The following is a 25,326-nucleotide window of genomic DNA, read 5'->3' as shown; positions in this document are numbered from 1 at the left end:
AAGGCGTGACCCGTCGCCCGGAAACCGCGACACACCCAGCACCACACTCGGAACGAGGAGGCCATGCGCCCACCCCGCACGACCCCGGAACCCGGTGAGCCGGCCATCGCCCAGCCGGCGCGAGGCCGCCGCGCCCACGCGGGCCCACCGGCCGACGAGAGCGCCGAGCAAGACCTGCAGCTGCTGCGGATACCGGCCCCGCCCGCGCCGCGAGGCCGGTGGACCCTGCGCCCCAGGACCGTACGCGCGAAGATCATCTCGCTGCTGATGGTGCCCGTTGTCTCGCTGCTCGCCCTATGGGGATTCGCCACCGTCACCACCGCCCAGGACGTGGCACGCCTTCGCCAGCTGGAGCGGGTCGACAGCGAGATCCGGGCCCCCGTGTCCACCGCTGTCGCGGCGCTCCAGAGCGAGCGCCGGGAAGCCATGCTCCAGAGCGCCACGCCCAGCAGCACCCAGGCCGCCCTGCTGGAACGCCGGGCCGGACGCACCGACAAGGCACTCGCAGCCCTGAGGCTCGACAGCGGCCACACCATCGCCGACACCGGCAACGTCCCGTCCGAGGTCGCCGACCGGCTCGACGGCTTCCTCGGCCTCACCCGGAACCTGCGCGCCGATGAGCGGGCGGAGGGACAGGCCGAGGACGACGCGAGCGCCGCGAACGCCGTGTACGACCGGTACACCGAGGTCATCTCCGCGGCCCTGGGAGTCTCCGGCGCACTCACCACGGTCCAGGGCTACGCAGGCGGCTCCGACGCCCGCGTGCGGCTCGAACTGGCCCGGGCCGACGAGATGCTGGCCCGTGAGGACGCCCTGCTGACCACCGCCGCCCGCATAGGAACGCTCAAGGACGGCCAACTGCGCCAGTTCACCGGCGCGGTGGAGACCCGCAGGAACCTCACCGAGACCGCGGGCGCGGACCTCCCCGCCCCCGAGCGCGCCGCCTGGCAGCGGCTCACCGCCGGCCCCGCCCACCGGCAGATCCAGGCAGCCGAGGACAAGGTGCTCGCCGCACCCGCCGGACGCGGGGCCGCGCGGGCCGCACCGGCCGACGACTGGGAACGAGCAGCCGAACGAGTCCGGACCGAGGCCCGCACCATCCAAGCCACCGCCGGTCAGCACACCGCCGGTCGCTCCTCCCCGCTCGCCCGAGGACTGTTCACCCCGTCCGGAGCCGCCGTCCTGTTCGGCTGCGTCGCCGTCACGGCCTCCCTGGTGATCTCCGTACGCATCGGTCGGGCGCTCGTCGTCGAACTCGTCAGCCTTCGCAACAGCGCCCTGGAGATCGCCCGCCGCAAACTGCCCCGGGCCATGAAACGGCTGCGGTCCGGTCAGGAGCTCGACATCGGCGCCGAGGCTCCGCAGGGCCCGGCCGCCCACGACGAGATCGCCCAGGTCGCCGAGGCGCTCGGCACGGTGCACCGGGCAGCTCTCGGCGCAGCCGTCGAACGGGCCGAACTCGCCGACGGCATCTCCGGAGTCTTCGTCAATCTGGCCCGGCGCAGCCAGGTGCTGGTCCACCGCCAGCTCAACCTGCTCGACAGCATGGAACGCCGCGCCGACGACCCCGACGAGCTGAGCGATCTCTTCCGGCTGGACCACCTCACCACCAGGATGAGGCGGCACGCCGAGAGCCTGATCATCCTGTCCGGCGCGGCACCGGGACGCGCCTGGCGGATGCCCGTACCGCTGAGCGACGTCGTACGGGCCGCAGTGTCCGAGATCGAGGACTACGCCCGGACCGAGGTACGGCAACTCCCCGATGCCGCCGTGCAGGGCACAGCCGTGGCCGACCTCACCCATCTGCTCGCCGAACTCATCGAGAACGCCGCACAGTTCTCACCGCCCCACACCAAGGTACGCATCAGCGGCGAACCCGTGGGAAACGGCTACGCCCTGGAGATCGAGGACCGAGGCCTCGGCATGGGCGACGAACTCCTCGGCGAGGCCAACCGGCGGATCGAGCAGGCCGAGGCGCTCGACCTCTTCGACAGCGACCGACTCGGACTCTTCGTCGTCAGCAGGCTCGCCGTGCGGCACCACATCAAGGTCCAGTTGCGCACGTCCGCGTACGGCGGGACGACCGCGGTGGTGCTGCTGCCCACCGCACTGCTGCAGAGCGCGCTGCCGTCTGCCGGAAGCCCGCCCGCCGAGGACCCGGCAGCCGAGCGGAACACCTCTGGCCGGCGCGGAGGCGTTCACGCCCGTCCGCCCTTCGGTCCGGGCGCAGGCGCCCGGCCGGGCCACGGCACCCGTTCCGCCCGGCCGACGACCACCGCCTTCCCACCACCGGCGCCCGCGCTGGATGCCGGTCGCGATCCGGGGCACCTTTCCGGTCCTGCCACCGTCACCGCGTTGCGCGGGCGTCCCGGCCGAGCGGAGCAGCCCTCCGGCGCCCTGCCCCGCACGGAACCGCCGCCCGACGAGGACACGCTGCCGCGCCGGGTACGGCAGGCCAGTCTCGTTCCGCAGCTCCGCGAAGAGCCCCGTCCCGGCGAACCACCGCCCGGCGAAGGCCCGAACGGCACCGTCCGGCCTTCGCGACTCACACCCGAGCAGGCCAGGGACCGGATGACCGCCTACCGCAACGGGTGGCTGCGCGGCGGCGGTACGGCTTCCGGCACGTCCGCGGTCCGGCCCGATGCCACAGACCCGCGTCCACGCGGCGAAGAAGACCCTGAACGATCGCGAACGAAAGGAGACCTTGAATGATCGCGAACGAGAGGACCGCCGGGCGTCATACCTCGGGCGAACTCGACTGGCTGCTGGACGACCTGGTGACGCGGGTCGGCGAGGTCCGGCACGCTGTCGTGCTCTCCAACGACGGCCTTGCCGTGGGCGCGTCCAGCGTGCTCAGCCGCGAGGACGCCGATCATCTTGCCGCGGTGGCCTCCGGATTCCACAGTCTCGCCAAGGGCGCTGGCCGCCACTTCGAGGCCGGGGACGTACGGCAGACGATGGTCGAGATGGACGAGGGTTTCCTGTTCGTGGTGGCGGCCGGCGACGGATCGTGCCTGGCCGTGCTCAGCACGGCGTTCGCCGATATCGGCCTGGTCGCCTACGAGATGGCCCGGCTCGTCAAACGCGTCGGCGAGCATCTCCGTACCCCGGCGCGGTTCGCCGCACCCCCGCCGACGGCCGGCTGAGCGGGCGGAGGCGTCCGTGCCCATGAACGATGACGACCCGGGAGACATCCCGCTGCTGCCAGGGTCACACCTGCTGCCGGGATCACGCCTGCTCCCGGGCAGCCAGTGGTACGACGCCGAGGCCGGCCCGCTGGTGCGTCCGTACGCGGTGACGGGCGGCCGGACCGAACCGGGCTCCAACGGGGCGCAGTTCGACCTGATCGCGCTCGTCACCCTCGATGACAAAGCACCGGACCGGTCGGAGGAGCAGTACCTCCTCGGCCCCGAACACCGGGCCCTGCTCACGCTCTGCCGGTCGCGGACCCAGTCCGTCGCGGAACTCTCGGCCGATGCGGACCTGCCCGTGGGCGTCGTCCGCGTACTCCTCGGCGACCTGCTCGAAGCGGGCCGCGTACGCGTCAGCCGTCCCGTTCCGCCCGCGCAGTTGCCCGACGAGGACATCCTGCGTGAGGTGATCAACGGCTTGCGGGCACTGTAGAAGCACGCCGAGCCGCCGAGCCGCCGAGCGGGAGAGCGGCACGGGCCCTGCTCCCCCCTCCGGTGGAGGGGAGGAAGGGCCCGTGCCCGTTGTACGTGAGGTTCTCCGGGTCAGACGTTGACGCCGTAGTCGGACGCGATTCCCGCCAGGCCCGAGGCGTAACCCTGTCCGACCGCGCGGAACTTCCACTCCGCGCCGTGCCGGTACAGCTCGCCGAAGACCATGGCGGTCTCCGTGGACGCGTCCTCACTGAGGTCGTACCGGGCCAGCTCGACGCCGTTCGCCCGGTTCACGACGCGGATGAACGCGTTGCGGACCTGGCCGAAGCTCTGTCCACGGCTGTGCGCGTCATGAATGGAGACCGGAAAGACGATCTTGGCCACGTCCGACGGGACGGCCGACAGGTCCACGTTGATGGACTCGTCGTCGCCCTCGCCCTCCCCGGTCAGGTTGTCGCCGGTGTGCTGGACCGAACCGTCCGGGCTGGTGAGGTTGTTGTAGAAGACGAAGTGCAGATCGGAGAGGACCTTGCCCGCGTCCGAGCACAGCAGCGCGCTCGCGTCCAGGTCGTGGTCCGCGCCCGTCGTCGTCCGTACGTCCCAGCCCAGGCCGACCGTCACTGCGGTCAGGCCGGGTGCCTCCTTCGACAAGGAGACGTTGCCGCCCTTGGCCAGGGTCACACCCATGAACATCCTCCATTGATCCAGTGGTCCAGCGGTTCGGTGAACGGCGCTGCTTCGGCCGTCCCCTGGTCAACGACGGCGTCGCGACCGTGGTGGTTCCCTTGCTTGCGCAAGCCCTGAAGTGAACGTCCTTGAGACGTACCGTACGTTGGTGGCTCGGTGCCCTAGGCGGGTGGGTCGGCTCGGGGCGCCTGTACATCGGTCTCCTTCATGGCCTTCGCCTCACTCTTCAGGATCCGCATGGATTTGCCCAGGGCTCGGGCCGTGTCCGGCAGCTTCTTCGAACCGAACAGGACGATCACCACGATCGCCAGGATCAACAGGTGCCAGGGTTCGAGGCCGTTGCGCAACATGTACGTCCCGCCCTTCCTTTCGGTGCTTCGGCCGGAGTTTTCGCTCGGCGTTCGAGGACAGTGCTTCAAGCTGGCTGTAGGCAGGTCCGATGATCCGCTCGGACATCAATACTTGCTACATTGCGCAACTGTACAACCATGGGATGGTGGAGCACGTCTTCCCTCATGGGAACCGGACGGACGGGGTGGCCGATGACGGGAAGCCGTAACGCGGGAGCGGGCAGGGGGAGGGCCGGCCGCCTGCGCCGGACAGCCATGTTCGGGCTGTCGTTCCTCGTACTGCTGGTCGCGGGCGTCGGGTGGGGCTACCTCAAACTCGGCGGCAGCATCGACACCTTCAGCGCGGACGGCATCTCCGACGACCGGCCGCCGGGTTCCTCGCAGGGGCAGAACGTCCTGGTCATCGGATCGGACTCGCGCTCGGGCGACAACAGCAGGCTCGGCGGTGGCACCGGCGCCGTGGGGCGTTCCGACACCGCGTTCCTCCTCCATGTGTACGGCGACCACAAGCACGCGGTCGCCGTGTCCATTCCGCGTGACGCGCTGGTCGACATCCCGGCCTGCAAGGCGCCCGACGGCCGGTGGACCGCCCCGCAGCACGGCGTGATGTTCAACGGGGCGTTCTCGGTGGGGGAGACGGCCGAAGGGAACCCGGCCTGCACCCAGAACACCGTCGAACAACTCACCGGCCTGCGCGTCGACCACACCGTCGTCATCGACTTCGCCGGATTCTCCGCGCTGACCTCGGCCGTCGGCGGCGTCCCCGTCTGCCTGCCCCAGGACATCTACCAGCGCGACCTCAGCCCGAAGCGCACCACCCGAGGGGACAAGCTCTTCACGAAGGGTCCGCAGACCGTCTCCGGACAGCAGGCACTCGACTACGTCCGGCTGCGGCACGGCATCGGCGACGGCTCGGACATAGGGCGTATCAAACGGCAGCAGGCATTCGTAGCCTCCCTCATCAAGAAGGTCAAGTCGCAGGGACTGAACCCCACCACGCTCCTTCCCCTGGCAAACGCGGCCACCGACGCGATGACCGTCGACCCCGGACTCGGATCGGCCGACCGGCTGCTGTCGTTCGCCCTGTCGATGAAGAAGATCGACCTGCACAACACCAAGTTCGTGACCGTCCCGTGGCGTTACGAGGGGGCCCGCGTCGCGATCGTCGAGCCGGACGCCGACGCGCTCTGGGCCGCGCTCAAGGCCGACCGCACGGTCGACGGCAAGGACGCCAGCGGCAAGGTACCGGGGAAGTCCTCGGACAAGGGCGACGGGAAGGACAGCCGCCCGGCGTCGCCCGCGGCGGACGCTCCGGTCTCCGGCAAAGGAATCAGCGTCGCCGTCTACAACGGAACCACGGTCAGGGGACTCGCTGCCCGGGCGGCCGAGTTCCTGCGCTCCCGGGACTTCACCGTCACCACCACGGCCACCGCGAGCAGCCAGGACCACGCCTCGACCGTGATCGAGTACGGACCCGGACTGCGGGACGAGGCGGAAACCACCGCGCGACTCTTCGCGGCGGCACGGACGACGGCGTCCGGCACCGCCGGAATCCAGGTGATCCTGGGCAGTTCCTACGCGCAGAACCCCTCGGCCCCACCCGGGGCGCCGACTCCCTCCACCGTTCCGTCCAACGTCGCCGACGAGGCCCGGTCGGCCGACGACGACCCGTGCGCGGACCTCTCGTACGGCTGACCGGCCGTCAGGGGTGGTACGGCGTGGCTCAGCGCGACGCCCCGGCCGTCCGGAGCTGCAACGCCGGGTGACGGGGGGCCGCGAAGCCGTACGACTCGTACAGCGCGGCCCCGTCCTCGGTGGCGTTCAGATTGATCACCGTGACCCCGGCCTCCTCGCGGAACCAGGTGAGCAGGGCGTCGAGGCAGATCCGGGCATGACCCAGACGGCGCCGCCGGGGGTCGGTGCTGACATTGGAGACGTGCCCCAGCAGACCGCTCGGGTTCGAGGGGCCGGGGGCGTGCGCGTCGCACGTCCCGACCGCACTGGCGACGACGCCGAGCACGGGATCGTCGACCAGGAACGCGGCGAACAGGCCTGGCCGGCGCAGCCGCTCGGCGAACCACTGCGCGGAGGCCGCCCGCCACGGCGCGTCCGGGCCGCCCGTCTCCACCCCCATCCCGTCCAGCATCAGCCCCCGCAGCCGGACCAACGCGGGCACGTCGTCGAGCGTGGCACGACGGGCACGCACCACCACCGGCACACCATCGCGGCCGGTACCAGTGCTGGTAGCAGTACGGGTGCCGGCCTCGAAGCCGGACTCATCACGGTCGATGTACGACGGGGTCACGAAGGGCTCCACTTCTGCTCGTAGCGGGTCCGGGCCGCCCGCAAGGCGTATGCGTACAGAGCCAGCACCGTTGCCAGCAACAGGTAATAGAGCGGCGGCAGCGCGCTCATGCCCAGCAGCCCGCCGAGCGGGGTGAGCGGCAGCAGCAGGCCCACCACGGCGAGACCGAACGCGGCCACCCGCAGCGGACCGCCGCCGTGACCGCCGACGACCCGTCCGCCGATGCCCCGTCCGCCCGTCCGGAGCAGCAGCATCACCAGGGCCTGGGTCAGCAGGTTCTCGGTGAACCATCCGGAGTGGAAGGCCTCCTGCCCGCCCGACGTCGCGGAACCGTGCAGGGCGAAGGCAAGCACGGTGAACGTCGCCAGGTCGGCGGTGGCGTTCAGCAGACCGAAGCCCGTGATGAAGTGGAGGAAGTCGCGAGGGCGCAGCACCGTGGGCCATCGCAGCACCTCTGACGCGGGCCGGTCGAAGGCGAAGGCGAGCTGCGCCACGTCGAAGCACAGGTTCTGCACCAGGACCTGCGCCGGAAGCATCGGCAGGAACGGCAGCATCAGCCCCGCGGCGAGCATCGCGATGACGTTGCCGAGGTTCGACGAGAGCGTGATGCGCAGATATGTGGCGATGTTCCCGCTGGAGTGGCGGCCCGCGGTGATCGCGTGATCAATGGCCGCAAGGTCCTTTTCGGCGAGGACCACGTCCGCGGTCTCCCGCGCCACGTCGACCGCGTTGCGCGGACAGATGCCGACGTCCGCCGCGTGCAGCGCGGGCAGATCGTTGACCCCGTCACCGAGGAACCCCGTGGTCCGCCCGGCGGTGCGCAACGCCGACACGATCCGTGCCTTGTGTTCCGGCGTGCAGCGCGCGAAGACCGTGACCCGGTCGGCGGCCTGCGCGAGCTTCCCGTCCGACAACGCGTCGATCTGCTCCGCGGCCATGACCTCGCCCGGATCGAGTCCGAGATCCCGGCAGGTGCGGGCGACGGTGCCGGGATCGTCACCGGTGAGGACCTTGACGGTGATGCCCCGGTCATCGAGCGCGGCCAGGGCGTCCGACGCGCTCGGCGTGAGTGCGTCCCGCAGAGTGACGAAGCCGAGGAACGTCAGTCCCCTCTCGTCGGCCGTGGAGTACGCACGGGGCCGGGCCGGGCGCTCGGCGCGGGCCACGGCGATCAGCCGCAGACCGCCGGCGGTTTCGCGGGCTGCGAGTTCGCCCAGCCGGATCCGTTCGGCCTCGTCCAGCGCGCACCGTTCGAGCACCGCCTCGACCGCCCCCTTGGTCACGAGAGTGTGGACGCCCAGCCTGCCGGGGCGGCGGACGACCGCGGTGGCGAGGCGGCGCACCGGATCGAACGGGAGCGCGGCGACGCCTTCGTACGCGGACAGCGGCTCCTCCCGCTCCTCGGCCGCGTCGAGCACCGCCTCGTCGAGTGCGTCGGGGGCGGGCAGATCGGCCAGCTGGAGTGTCCACAGCGCGTTGACCGCGGCCCAGTGCAGTGCCTCGGGATCGGAGCGGCCCGACACGCCCAGCGAACTCTCGACGACCGGCCGGTCCTGGGTGAGAGTTCCGGTCTTGTCCACGCACAGCACATCGATCGCGCCGAGGTCGTGCAGCGCGGGCAGCCGTTTGACGATCACCCCATGGTTCCTGGCGAGCAGCGAAGCACCCCTGGCCAGTGCCGTCGTGACGATCACCGGCAGCATCTCCGGAGTCAGCCCCACGGCCACCGCGACGGCGAACGGCAGCGTCTCCAGGCCCCGGCCGCGCAGCGCCGCGTTGGCCATGAGCACCAGAGGCGGGGTGAGCAGCATGAAGCGGATCAGCGTCCAGGAGATCCCGTGCACCGAACGGTCGAAGGCACTGGTCCCGCGGCGGCGCGCCGAACCGTCGTACGCGGCGGCGAACCTGGTCTCCGCACCCGTCGCCGTCACCACCGCCGTACCGCTCCCGGAGGCCACGCTGCTGCCCTGGAAACACAGCTCCGGCCGGGCGAACGGCCCTTCCCCGGCGCCGGGCCCGGGGCCGGCGGCGGCGCGGAGCCGTGACGGCGTGTCCACGGGGTGCTTCGCTACCGGCACCGACTCGCCGGTGAGCGCCGACTGATGGACGGTCAGGCCACTCGCACGCAACAACCGCACATCGGCGGGTACGAGATCACCCGGACCGAGCCGGATCACATCACCCGGCACCAGCTCCCCGACCGGGAGCTCACGGGCGCGCGGCGCGGCATCCGGCCCTGTGCGGCGCAGGACGGTCGCGGTGGTCGCCACCAACTCCCGCAGCGCGGCGGTGGACCGGTCCGCCCGGTGCTCCTCCGCGGAGCGCAGCAGACAGCTGACCACCACGAGCACCAGCGTCACGCACGCCGTGCCCCATGAGGCCACCGCTGCCGAGACCAGGCCCAGACACAGGAGGACCGAGGTGAACGGGTCGCGCAGACTGCGCAGGAAACGGCGGGGCCAGGAGACCGGGCGCCAGGCCGGCAGCGTGTTCTCGCCGAACCGCGCCAGCCGTTCCCCCGCCTGCTCCTCAAGCAGCCCCCTCGGTCCGCTGTCCAGCGAGCGCAGCACCTGCAAGGAGGTCGGTGCGGCAGTCGCGGCAACGTCGGCAAGGACATCGGGGGCGGCGCTCCGCCCGGCCTTCGCACCGGCCATCGGTACGACGACGGCGGAGGGCGCATCGGGGTCGTCGGTGCTGCCGGGACCTGCGGCGGCACTGCTCTCAGGCACCGAGCCCACGGAGGTGTGAGGGCTTTGCGGGCGCGTGTCCGGCACGCTCCGCGAGCTGGCCGACCATCAGCCGGACGACGGTCACCACATCGGGATCGTCGACCAGGTACACCTGTCGGCGGCCTTCGCGCCGGGACCGTACAAGACCCGCCAACTTGAGCTTTGTCAGGTGCTGGCTCACCGAAGGAAGGGTGCCGCCCACCCGGTCCGCGAGCCCGGTCACATCGCTCTCGCCCTGGGACAGGGCCCATACGATGTGCAGCCGCGCAGGCGTCGCCAGGAGGCCGAAGGCAGCCGCGGCCTCCACCAGTACCTCCGCGGGCGGATCCTCGAAACCGCCGTCGGCAGCTTTCGACACTCTTGCTCTCCCTGTCCGCGTGGCCCGATTCCTCGCACCCGAAGCCTTCAGTGTAGGCGCCGGACGTCCGGCGCCTGCGGGCCCCTGCGCGGACGGACCGGGATCGGCGGACATAGCCCCGGTGATCGGCGGATATGACCGGGGGAGAGATGCCGGATTGCGGACCGATCCGATTGTGGACCGATCCGGGCAGCGAAATGATCCGGACTTGTCACATCACCAAGAAATCGAACTCGCCCCATGGTGAGGGTTCTTCTTTGCCATGCTGTCGGCCTGCGCAGGCGGGAACTGGGCGGGCGATTGCCGACGCACACGGCATCCGAGCCCCCTGAGACGGCTCCGACCTGCGAATTCGACGTCCAGCGACGCACTGGTGAGAGAAGTGATCAATGCCTTCCGAGCACGCTGACAACACATACGGGGAGACGGCCGGGGAGTCCGCGGAGACCGATTCTCTGGCGCTGAAGATATTGGTAGCCGGAGGCTTCGGCGTCGGAAAGACAACACTGGTCGGCGCCGTGAGTGAGATCAGGCCACTGCGGACGGAGGAATTTCTCAGCGAGGCGGGACAGTCGGTCGACGACACGGACGGGGTCGATCAGAAGACCACCACAACCGTCGCCATGGACTTCGGACGGATCACCATCCGGTCCGGCCTCTCGCTCTATCTGTTCGGCACGCCGGGACAGGACCGCTTCTGGTTCCTGTGGGACGAACTCTCGCAGGGCGCGCTCGGTGCCGTAGTCCTCGCTGATACCCGTCGGCTGGAGGACTGCTTCCCGGCCGTCGACTACTTCGAGCACCGCCGCATTCCCTTCGTCGTCGCGGTCAACTGCTTCGCCGGGGCCCGCGCATACGACGAGCACGAGGTGTCCCGCGCTCTCGACCTCGACCTCGGCACACCCGTAGTCCTGTGCGATGCGCGCGACCGGGAGTCCGGCAAGGAGGTGCTGATCCGCATGGTCGAGTACGCCGGCAGGATGCACACCGCCCGGCTTCTCGACTCGGTGAGCTGACCCTACCGGGCGCTCGTCCGCCGCATGATCCGGGGCCGGGACCAAGCCACATGGCGAAGGAGCGCTTGCCCCTGCGTGACCGGTGCGCAAGGCTTACGGCAACGGGGCACGGGGAACGCATGAGCGGGGAGGAGCGGGGAATGGCGCTGGACAGGGGACTCGACTGGCTCCTTGACGACCTGACGAAAAGGGTCGAGTACATACGGCACGCACTGGTGCTGTCGAACGACGGACTGGTCACGGGGGCGAGCACGGGCCTGGCCCGCGAGGACGCCGAGCATCTCGCCGCGGTCTCGTCCGGGCTGCACAGCCTGGCCCGTGGGTCGGGGCGCCACTTCCGGGCAGGGAAGGCCCGGCAGACCATGGTGGAGTTCGACGAGGCACTGCTCTTTGTGACGGCGGCAGGGGACGGCAGCTGCCTGTGTGTGCTGAGCGAGGCCGAGGCAGATGTCGGCCAGGTCGCCTACGAGATGACGTTGATGGTCAACAGAGTCGGTGAGCATCTGGGTGTCGCCGCACGGCAGTCGGCGGGCGAAGGGGTCGACCGCCTCTGACCGGGGCGAGGGGTGTGCTGATTCGGCGACGGCAGCTCTGATCGGGGCGAGGGGATCTGATCGGGGCGAGGGGATCTGATCGGGCGGAGGCAGTTCTGATCGGGGCGCCGGAGTTATCCACAGGCTGGGCGGGCGGGATCTCTTCCGGGCTACGGTGCTCACAGAGAGTGACCGAGCCTCATGGGGGAGAGCGTCATGACTGTTGCCGAAGACGTGTGCACGGAGACCACCGGTGTGCCTGCGGAGAGCATGCCCGCCGCAGGCGCGGTGGCGGTGGGCGCGGCCGCCCAGGAACTGCGCTTGAAGCGCGGCGAGTTCGCGATCGCCGTGCATCTGGGGCTGATCCGCCTGACGGTGCCGCGGGACGGCGGGCGGCCGAGGGTCGGGTGCGTCGAGATCGAGCGGCTCCGGTCGCAGGCCGGGTTCCCGGAAGAGCTCCGGGAAAGGGTGCGCACGGTCGGGACGGCGAAGGGGGCTCAGCAGCTCGGCATCAGCCCGGACCGCTTCACCAAACTCGCCCGTGCGGGATGCCTCACGCCGATCACCTTCTACCAAAACCGGTACCGGGCAATCGTCTGGCTCTATCTCGCCGATGAACTCACGGGGTTCGCCGCCCGGGAATCACAGCTCCTGACCGGCAGGAGCCCGGCCTGGCTGCGTGACCGCCTGGAGAGAGGCGCCGACTGCCGTGCGGTCAACTGGCGCTCGCGCCGGGTCGAAAGGCTGCTGAGCCTCATGGAGGATCCATGGGCCCGAGTGGCCGTGCTCGCAGACACACTGGACCCGGTGCAGTTGGCGGAGGTGGTCGACGATCCGTACGAACGCGCGTACCTCGCCAGGATCCGACCAGGACCGGCCTTCGGGCCGGCCGGGCCGACCTGGGCGCGCGAGACCACGGCGCATCTGATGCAGGCTGACGAACCTGACGAAATGCTGTGGCGGCGGGTGAGCCTGATCACGGAGCTGGACAATGCCCGGGAGGTTCGGCAGGCGCCCCGTCCGGGCGCCGATCGGCGCACCTTCCCCTACCCGGGAACCGAGCGTGAGCCCAAGCCGGATTCCCGAGCCGATACGGAACCCGGTCCGGCGTCCGCTGCGGTCCCCACGCTCCCTCCCGCCGCCTCACCGATCCCGAGCCCGGGTTCGAACCCATGTCCGAGCCCGATGTCAGGGCCGGTTCCGGCACCCGGTCCTGTCCAGGCGTCGACAGACACAGCGGAGCCCGCGGTTGGTCTCCTCGCCCGCATCGGTCTGCGCAGGCGTACGGTCAGGGCTGCGAACCGTCGGCCATCCCCACCGGGGCGTGCGCCGTTCGGCGGGTGACGACGAGGAATCGCGCCCACCGCGACCGATGGGGAACCAACCGACCGCGACCGATGGAGAAACCAGCGGACGGAGGAAAAGAGCTCGCGGAGAATGCGCGGCACCAGGCATTCTGTCCCCCATGCTGATCAAGGAAGCCACCACCGAGGACTGGCCCGCCATCTGGCCGTTCTTCCAGGAAATCGTCGCCGCGGGGGAGACCTTCACCTACCCACTCGATCTCGGCGAAGCGGACGCCCGTTCCTGGTGGCTCCTGGAGTCCCCAAACCGTACGGTCGTCGCGGTCGACGACGACGGGACGGTCCTCGGCACGGCCAAGATGAACAACAACCACGTGGGCAACGGCTCGCACATCGCCAGTGCCAGTTACATGGTCGATCCCAAGCACTCGGGGCAGGGCGTCGGCCGGGCCCTGTGCGAGTACACCCTGGAATGGGCCCGCACGTCGGGGTTCAGGGCGATGCAGTTCAACGCGGTGGTGGAGACGAACGTCCACGCCGTCGGGCTCTACCGGTCGCTCGGATTCGAGATCCTCGGGACACTCCCGGAAGGGTTCAACCACCCGGAACAGGGCTTTGTCGGGCTGCACATCATGCACCGCCGCCTCTGACAACGGCATCGCCGCTCACGCCGCACTCCTCGCTCCTTCGTCCGCGGTGTGTCCGTCATGTCCGAACCCGTGGCGGTGTTTGAACAGTTGGTGTCACAGATGCTTCGTGGGGCGGGTGCGTGGGGTGTTGGCGGGGGCAGTACTCTGCGCCCCACCGCCACTCGGGCGATGACACTCATGCGGAGGAAGAATCCATGACCATACCCAGGAGATCGTTGCGCGCCGCGGGAACGCTCGCGGCCGCCGCGGTCGTCGGCCTGACCGGCGCGGTGCTCTCCGCCGGCCCGGCCGCAGCTCACACCCCCACCTGGGCCGTGACCTGTTCCGAGGTGAGCCTCGACCTGACCGCCTACAACAGCAACGTCACCAACCAGGTGACCGTCACTGTCGACGGCAAGGACCTCCTGCCCACCGAGACCTTCGGCAGGGAGTTCCACAAGAAGCTGGAGCTGCCCGAGCACGACAAGGAGCTCACGGTCCACCTCGTTGTCAAGGCCGGCGACGGCGACAACTTCTCGCGCGACGAGACCAAGACGGCGCCCGTGTGCGAGGACGCCGGCACCCCGCCGCCCGCACCGTCCGAGGGCACGCCGTCCCCGGCTCCGTCCACCGAGACACCGGCCGCGAGCGCCACGCCCAGTGAGGCGCCTTCGACGTCCGCGCCCGCCGCGGCCTCCCCGAGCCCCAGCTCGCCGGACCTGGCCGAGACGGGTTCCTCGTCCGCCACCCCGGTCATCGCCGGAGCGGCCGTGGCCGTTCTGCTGGCGGGCGGCGGCATCATGTGGTCCGTGCGCAAGCGTCGTACCGCACAGCACTGACGAATGAGCCGGTGGTCCTGACGCAGGCTGTGCCGGGACGACCGGTCGAGGCGGTGCCGCCGCACGCCCGGTGCGTGGGGCGGCACGTCCTCCGAAACACCGTCACACCTGCTGCGTGGTCGGCGGAGGAGTGGCGACGGGCGGCACCGAGGGCCCGATCTCGCACCAGACCGCCTTGCCCTCGCCGCGGGGCTCGATGCCCCAGCGAATGGCTACGGCGTCCAGAAGCAGCAGACCCCGCCCCGAAGTCGCGGTTTCGCCCGGACTGCGCCGCCTCGGCCAGGCGCTGGAGCGGTCCTGTACGGAGAGGCGGACCCGCCGTACGGGCTCCGGCAGCACCTCCAGGGTGAGGACCGCGCCGCCTTCCGTGTGCAGCAGGACGTTCACCAGGAGCTCGCCCGTCACCAGCTCGGCATCGTCGGCGAGTTCGGCCATGTCCCAGTCGGTCAGGGCCTGACGCACGATGTTGCGGGCGTCGGACAGCCCCTCCGGGTCCGCCTGGTGGATGTACTGGTGCAGCCGCGGAGCCCGCGGCGACCCGGGGTCCGGGCTGCGCCGAAGCACCAGCAGCGCGACATCGTCCCCGGAACCCCAACGTTCCCAGAGCCGGTCCGACAGATGGTCGGCCAGTGCCTGGGCACTCGCCGGCCCTGCGCTCACCTCATTGATCAGCGCCTGGAGACCCGCGTCGATGTCGGCGCCGGGCTCTTCCACCAGCCCATCGGTGTACAGGACCAGAGTTTCGCCCGGCACCAGGTCGAGGCGGGTCTCCGGGAACTCCTCGTCCTCGAATTCGGTCGAGATGCCCAGCGGCAGACCGCCGCGCACCTGGGGGCTGCCGACCCGGCCGTCCATATGCCGGATCAGCGGGCCGAAATGCCCGGCCCGAACCACGCGCACGGTCCCCGACGCGAGATCGACCTGGGCGTAAGTACAGGTCGCGAAGCGGTCCGTGTCCAGCTCGGAGAGGAAGCGCGACGCCCGGGCCAGCACCGTCGAAGGAGGGTGCCCCTCGGCGGCATACGCGCGCAGGGCGATGCGCAACTGGCCCATGATGGCGGCGGCGTGCGTGTCATGACCCTGTACGTCACCGACCACGATCCCGAACCGGTTCTTGGGCAACGCGATCACGTCGTACCAGTCACCGCCGACCTGACGTCCGCTCCAGGCGGAGTGGTAGCGCACGGCGATCTCTCCGCCCTCGATCTCCTGGATCCGCCGCGGCAGCATCGCGGCCTGGAGACCGGTGGCGAATTCGCGCTCCTCGTCGAAGAGCTTCGCGCGCTGGAGGGACTGCGCCACGATCGCTGCCAGCCCCAGGCACAGATTCCGCTCGTCCGCGTTGAAGGACGTGCCCTCGCGGTAGAACAGCGCCAGCGTGCCGAGGGAACGTGCCTGGGCGACGAGGGGCAGATAGGCGGCGGCCCGGAATTTCAGCCGGTCGGCACAGGGCGCCAGCACGGGGTAGCGATGGGTGAGAGCCGAGACCGAGGTCAGGAACCGGGGCCGGCCGCTGAGCACGGCGTCCGCCAGGGGGAACCGCCGGTCCAGCCCGGCGTCCCCGAACCCGTCGATCGCCTCCACCGCGTCGCCGCTCAGAGCGATGACACTCAGCGTGGTGTTCTCGACCAGGCCGAGCGAGAGACCGTCCGCCCCGAGCCGGGCGAGCCCGCCGGGTCCGGTCAGTGCCGCGGTCACATCATCGACGGTCACCGCACGTGACAGCGCCCTCGTTGTTCGTTCAACGATGCTGGTCTGGCGTTGCCGCCGTTTCTCCAGATCCAGCACGAAGGCCGAATGGGTGACTTCCGCCGTGGCGTCCTGCACCACCCCGACGATCCGGTGCGCCAGGCCGTCGTCGCTGCGCAGTATGCGTGCCTGGATGTGGGTCCACTGGTTCCTGCCGTCGTCCAGCGGCACCCGGAAATGAACGCTGTACGAACTTCGACCGCTCTTGATCGCCTCGTCGATCGCCACCTCGAGACGGGTCCGTTCCGACCCTTCGAGCCGTTCCAGCACGGTCTCGGGCCGTGAGTCGAAGGTCCGTGGATCCAGGCCGAACACCAGCAGCCCGGCATCGTCCATGTCGAGCGTCCCGGCCACCACGTCCCACTCGAAGCTGCCCGTCCGGTTCATGGCAAGCCGCTGTGCCGTCGCGATCTCGCCGTTGTGCGTCTTCTCGATCAGCGGGCGAGGCGGGACGGAAGTACTCGGTTGCTGGTCGTGATCGGTCATTCCTGCTCCGGAGGTCGCCGGGCGGGGCTGACGGGCTGTGCGGCCCGAACCGGGTCACCTAATTGTCGAACCGCTTCCGGCAGGTTGCCACAGCGGAAACCCGGCAAAATCCGGCCGGACGAGCAGGACCGGGCGGGCCAGGGACCCCTGCTGTCCCGGCACAGGCCCTGCCCCGCAGAATGGCAGCGGAAGATCGTCCGCGATCGGCGGTCGACACGGCACGAGGGCTGACCGGAGCGCATTCATGAACCACGAAGATCCAGTTCTGCTGCACACCGAAGGACGCGTCCGGCACATCACGCTCAACCGCCCACGTGCCCTCAACGCGCTGAACCACGCCATGGTCACGCGCGTCGCCGAAGCACTCGCCGACGCCGAGCACGACGAGTCCGTCACCGCGGTCCTGATCACCGGTGCGGGCGAGCGCGGCCTCTGCGCGGGCGGCGACATCCGGTCCATCTACGAGGACGCCCGGGCCGGCGGCGGCGCATCGCTGGATTTCTGGCGGGACGAGTACCGGCTCAACGCCCGTATCGCCCGATTCCCCAAGCCCTACGTCGCGATCATGGACGGCATCGTGATGGGCGGAGGCGTCGGCGTCTCCGCCCACGGCGACATCCGTGTCGTCACCGAACGCTCGCGCGTCGCCATGCCCGAGACCAGCATCGGATTCGTCCCCGACGTCGGCGGCACGCATCTGCTCGGTGCGGCGCCAGGTGAGCTCGGCACCCACCTGGCACTCACCGCGGAAGCGGTCGGCGCGGGTGACGCGCTGCTGTGCGGGCTCGCCGACCACTTCATGCCGTCGCAGCGCCTCGCCGAACTCACCGCGGACCTCGCCAAGTGCGGCACAGCCGCCGAGATCGAGGGGACGGTGCGGCAGTACGCCTCACCCGCGCCGGAGGGCGAACTGGCCGCGCACCGCGAGTGGATCGACTCCTGCTACCGGGCGGCCTCAGTGGAGGAGATCATCGACAGGCTCGACAACAGTGGCATCCCCGCCGCCAAGCAGGCCGCCGAAACCATCCTGACCAAGTCGCCCACCTCGCTCAAGGTGACCCTCTCCGCGCTGCGCAGGGCACGCCGGCTCGGCAGCCTGGAGGCGGTGCTTGACCAGGAGTACCGGACTTCGTGCACCGCCTTCACCAGGCCGGACTTCGTGGAGGGCGTGCGGGCCCAGATCGTCGACAAGGACCGTGATCCGCACTGGAGCCCGGCGGACCTCGCCGAGGTGACCGACGCGGACGTCACACTCTTCTTCGCCCCGCTCGGCGACCGCGAACTCGGTCTGGCCGCCGTTTCCGGGACGGCGGACTGAGACGCGGCCAGCGGGGCGGGAGACACGTACGGGAATCAGAGGTCGTCCGGCCCGTCGACTGTGCGGAACGGGACGCCGAGCAGATCGGCCGCGGCCTTGAGGTCCTTGGCGCGATGGCCGGTGCACAGCGTCCAGTGATGACCGATGCCGGTCGCTGACCAGGCATCGGTCCACTCGCCGGGGTCGAAGCCGAAGTCGACCCGTGAGGTGGTGTTGCCGATCTCCAGCAGCGGCCCGGGTACGACCCGGCCCTCGGAGGCGACGAAGACGAAGGTCCCGTCGGCTTCCTGCCCGATGCCGAACGTGGTGACCGGGCCATGTCGGACGTCGAATTCCACGCTCACGCCCCAGCCACGCTTGCCGTGGTAGACACCCAGCCCGCGCAGCAGCGGATCCTTGGCGCTGATGGCGAGGTGGGCGGGGCCGTCGTGGCCCATCTCCACGACCCGGTCCCGGAAATTGAGGGCCTGGAGTTCGGTGAAGGAGCCACCGGCGCCGATGGTGTCGGCGATCAGCATGGCGAGGCTGGTGCGCAGTTCGTACTCACCGGCCATCGGGATGCCACGTGCGGTCAGCAGCGACGCGCCGAGGATCATGCCGGCGCCGAGCCGTTCGTGGATCTCGCCCTCCAGACCGCGGTGGTAGTAGGCGAGACTGTCGAGTGCGAAGTCGTCGACGAGCCGGTCCAGCCCGACCGAAACCCGGGCGGCCCATGCGAGATCGTCCTCGTCGACGGAGTCGTCGAGGGTGAAGACCGTACGGGCGAGCGCGACACGTTCGGCGGCCGCCTCGTCCGTCACGGTGGCGACGCGGACCCGCAGGTCGTCGAATTCGAGAACTTCGACATGCCCGCCGAACTGGGTGGAGACCAGCGTCAGGTCGGTGGAGACATCGAGCATGCCGGGGTAGAGGTGACCCATCAGACCGTGCCGGCCGTGACGCAGCACGCCGCGGACCTGTGCGGCACGGATCCAGCGGCGGATCCGGTTCCACGCGTTCTCGTCGCGCAAATGGCCCGAGACGGAGCGGAAGGGGATGCCGCCGCGCCGGAACACATTGGCGACCTCCGGCAGCGGGCACTGCCCGCAGTACGCCAGCCACTTGCCCGTATCGGTGTCCGGGTGGTCCATCGCCTCGGTCGGCTGGAGGTCGATCACCAGTACCGGAGCGTGTGCGCGCTGGGCGATCGGCAGGACCATCGAGGCGGTCAGATACGTCGTCAGAAACGTCACGACGATGTCGCAGTCGGCCGAGCGCAGCCGTTCCGCGGCCTTCGCCGCCTCCTGCGGATCGGAGATGAAACCGGCGTCGACGACCTCGCAGCCCATTTCCTCGAACCGCCCGGTCACGAAGCGGGCCGACTGACGCAGCCGGTCGAGCAGACCGGGGAACTGCGGCCAGTACGCGCCGAGTCCGCCGGACACCAGACCGATCCTGGTACGGCGGCGCGTGGTGCGGGTGAGCACGCTGTCGAGCGCGGCGGGCGAGACATCAGTCATGAGCTTCCTTCCTTCGGTTCTGTCGAGGGCCGAACGGACTCAGTGCTGTTCCAGCCGCGCGGCGGCCCGGTCCCAGGCCCGCCGGTCCCCCTGCGGGGCGTAGTGGCGCAATTCCTGCGTCCGTGCCACCAGTTGTCGCATGTCCGTGAGGCCACCCACCAGTCCCCGGGCACGCGCCTGTACCAGGATGTTGCCGAGCGCGGTCGCCTCGGCCGGGCCGGCCGTGACGGGAAGCCCCGTGGCATCCGCGGTCCACTGGCACAGGAGCTCATTGCGCGAACCCCCGCCGACCACATGGATGCGGCTCAGCTCCCGCCCCGCGAGACCGGCTGCCTCCCGCAACGTCCTGCGGTGGGCCAGCGCCAGGCTTTCCAGCACACACCGGACATGGCCACCGGGGCTGTCGGGCGGCACCTGCCCGGTCCGTACGAGATGGGCGTCGATCCGCGACGGCATGTCACCCGGTGCGAGGAACGTCTCGTCGTCCGGATCGATCACCGCGGCGAACGGCCGGGCACGGGCCGCCGCCGCGAGCAGTGCGGGCAGACCCGGATCCTCGCCCCGCCGGTCCCAGGTACGTCGGCACTCCTCAAGCAGCCACATCCCCATGATGTTGCGGAGATAGCGGACAGTGCCGTCCACCCCGCGCTCGTTGGTGAAGTTCGCCGCACGGGACTCCTCCGTCAGTACCGGAGCCGGCAGTTCGAGTCCGGCAAGCGACCACGTCCCGCAGGAAACATAGGCGAACCCGGGCTCGGTCGCGGGCACCGCCGCGACCGCCGACGCCGTGTCGTGCGACGCGACGGCAGTCACCGGCGTGCCGGCCGGCAGACCCGTGTACTCGACGACGTGCGACAGGATCGTCCCCGCCGGATCACCCGGCTCACGCAGCGGTGGGAACATGGAACGCGCCAGGCCCAGCCTGCCGATCAGCGCATCGGACCAGCCGCCGGCCGAAGCGTCGAACAGACCGGTCGTCGACGCATTGGTGATCTCCGCTCCCACCGAGCCCGTCAGCCAGTGGGTCAGCAGATCTGGCATCAGCAGCATCGTCCGCGCCGCACCCCACTGGGCACTCGTACGGTGTGCGGCCACCTGGAACACGGTGTTGAACGGCAGATGCTGCAACCCGCCGACGGCATACAGCTCCTGGGGCCCGCACACCGCCAGTACCTGCTCGGCCGCCCTTCCGTTCCGGCTGTCGCGGTAGTGGAAGGGCAGCCCGAGCAGGGCCCCGTCGGCATCGAGTAGGCCGTAGTCGACCGCCCACGTATCGATCCCGATCGACGCGACCGGACCGCTGCGCGCCGCGGTCCGCAGACCGTCCAGCATTCCCTGATACAGCGCGAGCACGTCCCAACGCAGCCCGTCCGGCAACCGGACCGGCGCATTGGCGAACCGGTGCACCTCGGTCAGCCGGAGCTTCTCGGGCCCGGCCAGGCCGGTGATCACCCGGCCGCTGGTGGCACCGAGGTCCACGGCGGCGAAGGCCGCCTCGCTGTGTGACGTCACAGACATCGACCCCTCATCCGGTCATCGGAGAAAGGCCGCGGCCACGCCGGCATCGACGGGAACATGCAGCCCGGTCGTGTGCGTGAGGTCGCCGCCGGTCAGCGCGAAGACGGCGTTGGCCACATGCTCCGGGAGCACCTCGCGCTTGAGGAGCGTCCGCTGGGCGTAGAACTCGCCGAGCTTCTCCTCCTCGATGCCGTACGTCGCCGCGCGCTGAGCTCCCCAGCCGCCCGCGAAGATCCCCGAACCCCGCACCACGCCGTCGGGGTTGATGCCGTTGACGCGGATGCCGTGCTCACCCAACTCGGCCGCCAGCAGCCGCACCTGGTGCGCCTGATCGGCCTTGGTGGCCGAGTAGGCGATGTTGTTCGGACCCGCGAACACCGCGTTCTTCGACGCGATGTAGACGATGTCGCCTCCGAGGTTCTGTGTCCGCATCATCCGGGCGGCCTCGCGCGAGACCAGGAACGAACCGCGCGCCATGATGTCGTGCTGAAGATCCCAGTCCGCGGCCGTCGTCTCCAGCAGCGGCTTGGAGATGGAGATCCCGGCGTTGTTCACCACGAGATCCACACCGCCGAACGCCAGCGCGGCGGCCCGGAAGGCGTCGGTGATCTGCTCCTCACTGGTGACATCGGCCGTCACGGCGACGGCCCGGTCCGGACCGCCGAGTTCCTGCGCCACCGAGGCGGCGTTCGCCGTGTCGATGTCCGCGACGACGACACATGCTCCCTCCGCGACCAGCCGGTGCGCGATGGCCTTGCCGATGCCGGACCCCGCGCCCGTGACCAGCGCCACCCGGGTGGCCAGCGGCTTGGCCCTCGGCATCCGGCGCAGCTTGGCCTCCTCCAGCTCCCAGTACTCGATCCGGAACTTCTCGGCCTCCTCGATCGGTGCGTAGGAGGAGACGGCCTCGGCACCGCGCATCACATTGATGGCGTTGAGGTAGAACTCGCCGGCGACCCTGGCCGTCTGCTTGTCCTTGCCGAAGGAGAACATGCCGACCCCGGGCACCAGCACGATCGCCGGGTCCGCACCACGCATCGCGGGGGAGTCGGGCGAGGCATGACGTTCGTAGTACGCGCGATACGCCTCCCGGTACTCCCCGTGCAGCTCCTTCAGCCGCGCCGCCGCCTCGTCCAGCGGGGCATCCGAGGGCAGGTCGAGGACCAGCGGCCTGACCTTCGTACGGAGGAAGTGGTCCGGGCAGGAGGTGCCCAGAGCGGCGAGCCGTGGGTGTTCGGTCCGGGCGAGGAAGTCCAGCACCGGCTCGGTGTCGGTGAAGTGGCCCACTTGCGGACGGTCGGTGGAGGCCAGTCCGCGGATCAGCGGGGCGAGGGCGGCAGCCCGCTCGCGGCGCCGCTCCTCGGGAAGCCGCTCCCGGCCCGCCCATTCAGGGCCGAAGGGTTCGGCCCCACCGCGTTCCTGGAGGAAGGTCTCGGCGGTGCGGATCATCCAGAGGGCATTGCGCTCGCACTCCTCGGACGTCTCGCCCCAGGCCGTGATGCCATGGCCGCCGAGGATCACCCCGACGGCCCGCGGGTTGGCCTCCTTGACCGCCGCGATGTCCAGACCGAGCTGGAACCCCGGCCTGCGCCAGCCCACCCAGGCCACCTTGTCGCCGAAACACTCCGCGGTCAGTTTCTCGCCGTCGGCGGCGCACGCCAGCGCGATGCCCGAGTCCGGATGGAGATGGTCGACGTGAGCGGCCTCCACCAGGGCATGCATCGCCGTGTCGATGGACGGCGCCGCACCGCCCTTGCCGTGCAGGCAGTAGTCGAAGGCCGACACCATCTCGTCCTCGCGCTCCACTCCCGGGTACACGTCCTTGAGAGCGCGCACCCGGTCCAGGCGCAGCACGGCGAGCCCGGCCTCGGTGAGCGTGCCGAGATCACCACCGGAACCCTTGACCCACAGCAGTTCGGTGCCGCCACCGGTGACCGGGTCGGTGCCGGTGGCCTTGACCGATGCGTTGCCACCGGCGTAGTTGGTGTTCCGGGCGTCGGAACCGATCCGGTGGGCGCGTTCCAGGAGCGCGGCGACTTCGGAATGCGTCGCGGAGGCCATGGGTTTCCTTCGTGGTCGGGGTTCCGTCTGAACCGGTCGATGGTCGTACGGGGGAGCGGCGGACGGGCTCAGGCGCCCCAGCCTGCCTGCTCGCCGCCGACCCGGGCGGCGGCGATCCGCTCCTGATTGCCCGAGGCCAGATAGGCGGCGAACGGATCCCTCGCCAGCCCGAGTTCCTCCCGCACCTCGGCCAGCAGCGGACGTACATCGGTGTTGTACGCGTCCATCAGCGCGCCGTTCGCCGCCAGTACGTCGCCGGACCGCTGCGCGGCGCTCAGCGCCTCCATGTCGACGAGCAGGGCCTTGGCGGTCGCTTCCTGCACATTGGCGACCGACCGGATCACGGCGGGGATCTTCGCCTCGATGTTGTGGCACTGGTCGAGCATGAAGTTGACGTTCGTCTCGGGTTGCAGGCCGCCGTTCCTGACCACTTCGTGCATGATCCGGAACAACTGGAACGGGTCGGCGGCCCCGGCCATCAGATCGTCGTCCGCGTAGAACCGGGAGTTGAAGTCGAACGCACCGAGCTTTCCCCCGCGCAGCAGACCGGCCACGATGAACTCGATGTTGGTGCCGGGCGCGTGGTGCCCGGTGTCCACGACCACCTGGGCCTTCGGGCCGAGCCTCAGGCAGTGTGCGTACGCCGTACCCCAGTCGGGAACGTCGGTCGCGTAGAACGCGGGCTCGAAGAGCTTGTACTCCAGCAGCATCCGCTGGTCGTCGCCCAGCCGCTCGTACACCTCGGCCAGCGCCTCGGCGAGCCGGTCCTGACGGGCCGTGATGTCGTCCTGCCCGGGGTAGTTCGTACCGTCGGAGAACCAGAGCTTGAGATCGGGAGACCCGGTCTCGTCCATGATGCCGACGCACTCCAGCAGATGGTCGGTGGCCTTTCGGCGCACCTTCGGGTCGGGGTGGGTGACCGAACCGAGCTTGTAGTCGTCGTCCTGGAAGACGTTGGAGTTGATCGCCCCGATCCGCAGCCCGAGGCCCTCGGCGTGCCGCGTGAGCGCGGTGTAGTCCTCGACCTTGTCCCACGGAATGTGCAGGGACACCTTCGGTGCCACACCCGTGAACGCGTGCACCTGGGCCGCGTCCTCCATCTTCTCGAACGGGTCGCGCGGCACACCCGGTTGTGCGAACACCTTGAAACGCGTCCCGGAATTCCCGTACCCCCATGAGGGCGTCTCGATGACCTGGGACTTCAGAGCTGCCTTGACGGCCGACACATCAGACATGAACACCTCGTAGCAGAGTCATCCAGCGACCGGAGACCGCCCGGACGTGTGAATCGTTTCATCCGTTCGTACGCTAGGTTTGCCGCGAGCTTCCAGTCAAGGAGCCGGTCGGGTTCTCTTGGAGTGTTGAATCAATTCATCGCGCAGTACTCCGGCCGCCCCGACCTGCCCCACCTCCGCGGCCTGACCGGCCCGTTCGGCGCATGGTGGCGCCCGGAAGGCGAGACTCAGCGGCCGCCGCCGGACATGCTCGGCCGCAGCGAGCTCACGAGGTCGAAGAACCGGGACTCGTTGCCGCAGAGGCCGGCCCGCTGAAGCGCGCTGTCGGCCTCTGCGATCGGCGAGGCGAGCAACGGCACGTACAACGGGCCGTCTTCGGGATCCGCGAGCGCGGCGCGAGCGGCCTCCAGCAGTCGGACATACGCCTGGGCCGCGGCGAGTTCGTCATTGCGCATCTCAGCATCTCCCGGTCAGAGGTGTCGGACCCACCAGCATCCACCATGGGTCTGACAACGCCCGCCGACGGCGGTGCGGGAGCGCCCGTCATCCGCCGTCCGGTCTCCGTGCACAGGCCGGTGGTTCGACCTCCAGGAATCTTCGGCGCCGCGCACCTCGGTACAGCAGCACCATCCAGCCCAACTCCCGCAGCACCGCCGCGCACCGGGCCAGCTCCTCTTCCTCCGAACGGGCCGCCCCGCTGCCGGGCGGACCGAGCCACTCGACGCGCACACCGCCAGGTGCCTCGCCCTGCTGCAAGCGGTATCCGGTTGCCGTTCGCAGGCCCGATCCGTCAACGGCCGAGGGGGCCAGCCCCGATGCCTCGAGGGCGATGGCGACCGCTCTCACCGGCCGGAGCATCTCCCACTGCGCAGGTGTGCCCTGCGGGTCGGCGTGTCCGGTGTTCGTCAGCCGACGGATCTGCAGCATTCCCTCGAACGCCGTCCGCACGGAAGCGGTGCGTCCTGTGTCCGGCACCGCAGCGGTCGGGCCGTCCCCGGTGGCCGGTTCGAATCCGGCCCCGTCCTCGGTTTCCATCGGCGTCCCCCTTCGACTGTGCCGTACTGCTGCCAGTGTGCGTCGTGCCACT

The 25,326-nt window shown here is 70.1% G+C and carries 22 protein-coding genes; 10 read left to right on the top strand and 12 right to left on the bottom strand.

The features are described 5' to 3' along the window. Positions 1-63: 63 nt before the first annotated feature. Genes OG842_RS02300 through OG842_RS02290 form a run of 3 tightly spaced genes read left to right on the top strand, consistent with a single transcriptional unit; the run spans position 64 to position 3,624 of the window. Entirely contained in the window at positions 64-2,712 is a 2,649-nt protein-coding gene (locus OG842_RS02300; RefSeq protein WP_266726951.1) for a sensor histidine kinase, read from the top strand. Then, entirely contained in the window at positions 2,709-3,146 is a 438-nt protein-coding gene (locus OG842_RS02295) for a roadblock/LC7 domain-containing protein (protein WP_266726949.1), read from the top strand. The genes OG842_RS02300 and OG842_RS02295 overlap by 4 nt, the downstream gene beginning before the upstream one ends. A 22-nt stretch (positions 3,147-3,168) precedes the next feature. After that, positions 3,169-3,624: a DUF742 domain-containing protein gene (locus OG842_RS02290; RefSeq protein WP_266733391.1), complete on the top strand. Its 456-nt coding sequence runs from the start codon at positions 3,169-3,171 to the stop codon at positions 3,622-3,624. Positions 3,625-3,734: 110 nt separating this feature from the next. Here the strand turns inward: OG842_RS02290 and OG842_RS02285 are convergent, their stop codons facing one another. Both OG842_RS02285 and tatA read right to left on the bottom strand, forming a co-directional pair. Next, positions 3,735-4,310 (bottom strand): TerD family protein, encoded by a 576-nt coding sequence (locus OG842_RS02285; RefSeq protein WP_266726947.1) that lies wholly within the window; start codon positions 4,308-4,310, stop codon positions 3,735-3,737. A 161-nt stretch (positions 4,311-4,471) separates the two neighbouring features. Further along, positions 4,472-4,660: a Sec-independent protein translocase subunit TatA gene (gene tatA, locus OG842_RS02280; RefSeq protein ID WP_266726945.1), complete on the bottom strand. Its 189-nt coding sequence runs from the start codon at positions 4,658-4,660 to the stop codon at positions 4,472-4,474. Between the two features lie 192 nt (positions 4,661-4,852). Here tatA and OG842_RS02275 point away from each other — a divergent pair, with 192 nt between their 5' ends. Continuing rightward, complete coding sequence (locus tag OG842_RS02275) at positions 4,853-6,355, top strand: LCP family protein (RefSeq protein ID WP_443063962.1); 1,503 nt, start codon at positions 4,853-4,855, stop codon at positions 6,353-6,355. 28 nt (positions 6,356-6,383) lie between these two features. Here OG842_RS02275 and OG842_RS02270 read toward each other — a convergent pair whose 3' ends face one another. Genes OG842_RS02270 through OG842_RS02260 form a run of 3 tightly spaced genes read right to left on the bottom strand, consistent with a single transcriptional unit; the run spans position 6,384 to position 10,052 of the window. Beyond that, complete coding sequence (locus tag OG842_RS02270) at positions 6,384-6,965, bottom strand: GNAT family N-acetyltransferase (protein WP_266726943.1); 582 nt, start codon at positions 6,963-6,965, stop codon at positions 6,384-6,386. Next, positions 6,962-9,694, bottom strand: a complete 2,733-nt coding sequence (gene mgtA, locus OG842_RS02265) for a magnesium-translocating P-type ATPase (RefSeq protein ID WP_443063961.1) — start codon at positions 9,692-9,694, stop codon at positions 6,962-6,964. Before mgtA ends, OG842_RS02270 begins: the two co-directional genes overlap by 4 nt. Continuing rightward, a complete protein-coding gene (locus OG842_RS02260; protein ID WP_266726939.1) occupies positions 9,687-10,052 on the bottom strand; it encodes an ArsR/SmtB family transcription factor in 366 nt (121 codons plus the stop codon). Before OG842_RS02260 ends, mgtA begins: the two co-directional genes overlap by 8 nt. A gap of 389 nt (positions 10,053-10,441) precedes the next feature. Between OG842_RS02260 and OG842_RS02255 the strand changes: the two genes are divergently transcribed. The 5 genes from OG842_RS02255 (at position 10,442) to OG842_RS02235 (ending at position 14,373) form a co-directional block, all read left to right on the top strand. Next, positions 10,442-11,068 (top strand): GTP-binding protein, encoded by a 627-nt coding sequence (locus OG842_RS02255; protein ID WP_266726937.1) that lies wholly within the window; start codon positions 10,442-10,444, stop codon positions 11,066-11,068. 140 nt (positions 11,069-11,208) lie between these two features. Further along, complete coding sequence (locus tag OG842_RS02250) at positions 11,209-11,622, top strand: roadblock/LC7 domain-containing protein (protein ID WP_266726935.1); 414 nt, start codon at positions 11,209-11,211, stop codon at positions 11,620-11,622. A gap of 195 nt (positions 11,623-11,817) precedes the next feature. Next, positions 11,818-12,945 carry a DUF6397 family protein gene (locus OG842_RS02245; protein ID WP_443063960.1) on the top strand — a complete coding sequence of 376 codons (1,128 nt, stop codon included), beginning with the start codon at positions 11,818-11,820 and terminating at the stop codon, positions 12,943-12,945. A gap of 121 nt (positions 12,946-13,066) precedes the next feature. Next, on the top strand, positions 13,067-13,555 hold the full coding sequence (locus tag OG842_RS02240) for a GNAT family N-acetyltransferase (protein ID WP_266726933.1): 489 nt from the start codon (positions 13,067-13,069) through the stop codon (positions 13,553-13,555). Positions 13,556-13,749: 194 nt separating this feature from the next. Further along, positions 13,750-14,373, top strand: coding sequence for an LAETG motif-containing sortase-dependent surface protein (locus tag OG842_RS02235; protein WP_266726931.1), 624 nt, complete (start codon positions 13,750-13,752; stop codon positions 14,371-14,373). 102 nt (positions 14,374-14,475) lie between these two features. Here the strand turns inward: OG842_RS02235 and OG842_RS02230 are convergent, their stop codons facing one another. Beyond that, the gene (locus tag OG842_RS02230) at positions 14,476-16,608 is read right to left on the bottom strand and encodes a SpoIIE family protein phosphatase (protein WP_266726929.1); all 2,133 of its coding nucleotides are present in this window, start codon (positions 16,606-16,608) and stop codon (positions 14,476-14,478) included. 244 nt (positions 16,609-16,852) lie between these two features. Between OG842_RS02230 and OG842_RS02225 the strand changes: the two genes are divergently transcribed. After that, the gene (locus OG842_RS02225; RefSeq protein WP_266726927.1) at positions 16,853-17,926 is read left to right on the top strand and encodes an enoyl-CoA hydratase/isomerase family protein; all 1,074 of its coding nucleotides are present in this window, start codon (positions 16,853-16,855) and stop codon (positions 17,924-17,926) included. Between the two features lie 35 nt (positions 17,927-17,961). Here the strand turns inward: OG842_RS02225 and OG842_RS02220 are convergent, their stop codons facing one another. The 6 genes from OG842_RS02220 to OG842_RS02195 form a co-directional block, all read right to left on the bottom strand. Beyond that, entirely contained in the window at positions 17,962-19,425 is a 1,464-nt protein-coding gene (locus OG842_RS02220; protein ID WP_266726926.1) for an L-fucose/L-arabinose isomerase family protein, read from the bottom strand. 39 nt (positions 19,426-19,464) lie between these two features. Next, a complete protein-coding gene (locus OG842_RS02215; protein ID WP_266726924.1) occupies positions 19,465-20,943 on the bottom strand; it encodes a rhamnulokinase in 1,479 nt (492 codons plus the stop codon). Positions 20,944-20,958: 15 nt separating this feature from the next. Continuing rightward, a complete protein-coding gene (locus OG842_RS02210; RefSeq protein WP_266726922.1) occupies positions 20,959-23,004 on the bottom strand; it encodes a bifunctional aldolase/short-chain dehydrogenase in 2,046 nt (681 codons plus the stop codon). Between the two features lie 68 nt (positions 23,005-23,072). Next, the gene (gene rhaI, locus OG842_RS02205) at positions 23,073-24,239 is read right to left on the bottom strand and encodes an L-rhamnose isomerase (protein ID WP_266726920.1); all 1,167 of its coding nucleotides are present in this window, start codon (positions 24,237-24,239) and stop codon (positions 23,073-23,075) included. A gap of 227 nt (positions 24,240-24,466) precedes the next feature. Then, positions 24,467-24,694 (bottom strand): hypothetical protein, encoded by a 228-nt coding sequence (locus OG842_RS02200; protein ID WP_266726918.1) that lies wholly within the window; start codon positions 24,692-24,694, stop codon positions 24,467-24,469. Positions 24,695-24,782: 88 nt separating this feature from the next. Then, the gene (locus tag OG842_RS02195; protein WP_266726916.1) at positions 24,783-25,274 is read right to left on the bottom strand and encodes a hypothetical protein; all 492 of its coding nucleotides are present in this window, start codon (positions 25,272-25,274) and stop codon (positions 24,783-24,785) included. Positions 25,275-25,326: the final 52 nt, after the last annotated feature.

It is taken from the genome of Streptomyces sp. NBC_00376 (assembly GCF_036077095.1).
Lineage (GTDB): Bacteria > Actinomycetota > Actinomycetes > Streptomycetales > Streptomycetaceae > Streptomyces.
This window is presented reverse-complemented; position numbering and strand designations above follow the sequence as displayed.

Coding starts and splice junctions, on each gene's coding strand:
- OG842_RS02285 (WP_266726947.1), bottom strand. CDS start 4,310: ATGGGTGTGACCCTGGCCAAGGGCGGCAACGTCTCCTTGTCGAAGGAG.
- OG842_RS02300 (WP_266726951.1), top strand. CDS start 64: ATGCGCCCACCCCGCACGACCCCGGAACCCGGTGAGCCGGCCATCGCC.
- OG842_RS02240 (WP_266726933.1), top strand. CDS start 13,067: ATGCTGATCAAGGAAGCCACCACCGAGGACTGGCCCGCCATCTGGCCG.
- OG842_RS02225 (WP_266726927.1), top strand. CDS start 16,853: ATGAACCACGAAGATCCAGTTCTGCTGCACACCGAAGGACGCGTCCGG.
- rhaI (WP_266726920.1), bottom strand. CDS start 24,239: ATGTCTGATGTGTCGGCCGTCAAGGCAGCTCTGAAGTCCCAGGTCATC.
- OG842_RS02255 (WP_266726937.1), top strand. CDS start 10,442: ATGCCTTCCGAGCACGCTGACAACACATACGGGGAGACGGCCGGGGAG.
- OG842_RS02275 (WP_443063962.1), top strand. CDS start 4,853: ATGACGGGAAGCCGTAACGCGGGAGCGGGCAGGGGGAGGGCCGGCCGC.
- OG842_RS02215 (WP_266726924.1), bottom strand. CDS start 20,943: ATGTCTGTGACGTCACACAGCGAGGCGGCCTTCGCCGCCGTGGACCTC.
- OG842_RS02230 (WP_266726929.1), bottom strand. CDS start 16,608: ATGACCGATCACGACCAGCAACCGAGTACTTCCGTCCCGCCTCGCCCG.
- OG842_RS02250 (WP_266726935.1), top strand. CDS start 11,209: ATGGCGCTGGACAGGGGACTCGACTGGCTCCTTGACGACCTGACGAAA.
- OG842_RS02220 (WP_266726926.1), bottom strand. CDS start 19,425: ATGACTGATGTCTCGCCCGCCGCGCTCGACAGCGTGCTCACCCGCACC.
- OG842_RS02295 (WP_266726949.1), top strand. CDS start 2,709: ATGATCGCGAACGAGAGGACCGCCGGGCGTCATACCTCGGGCGAACTC.
- OG842_RS02210 (WP_266726922.1), bottom strand. CDS start 23,004: ATGGCCTCCGCGACGCATTCCGAAGTCGCCGCGCTCCTGGAACGCGCC.
- OG842_RS02245 (WP_443063960.1), top strand. CDS start 11,818: ATGACTGTTGCCGAAGACGTGTGCACGGAGACCACCGGTGTGCCTGCG.
- OG842_RS02200 (WP_266726918.1), bottom strand. CDS start 24,694: ATGCGCAATGACGAACTCGCCGCGGCCCAGGCGTATGTCCGACTGCTG.
- OG842_RS02195 (WP_266726916.1), bottom strand. CDS start 25,274: ATGGAAACCGAGGACGGGGCCGGATTCGAACCGGCCACCGGGGACGGC.
- OG842_RS02235 (WP_266726931.1), top strand. CDS start 13,750: ATGACCATACCCAGGAGATCGTTGCGCGCCGCGGGAACGCTCGCGGCC.
- tatA (WP_266726945.1), bottom strand. CDS start 4,660: ATGTTGCGCAACGGCCTCGAACCCTGGCACCTGTTGATCCTGGCGATC.
- OG842_RS02290 (WP_266733391.1), top strand. CDS start 3,169: ATGAACGATGACGACCCGGGAGACATCCCGCTGCTGCCAGGGTCACAC.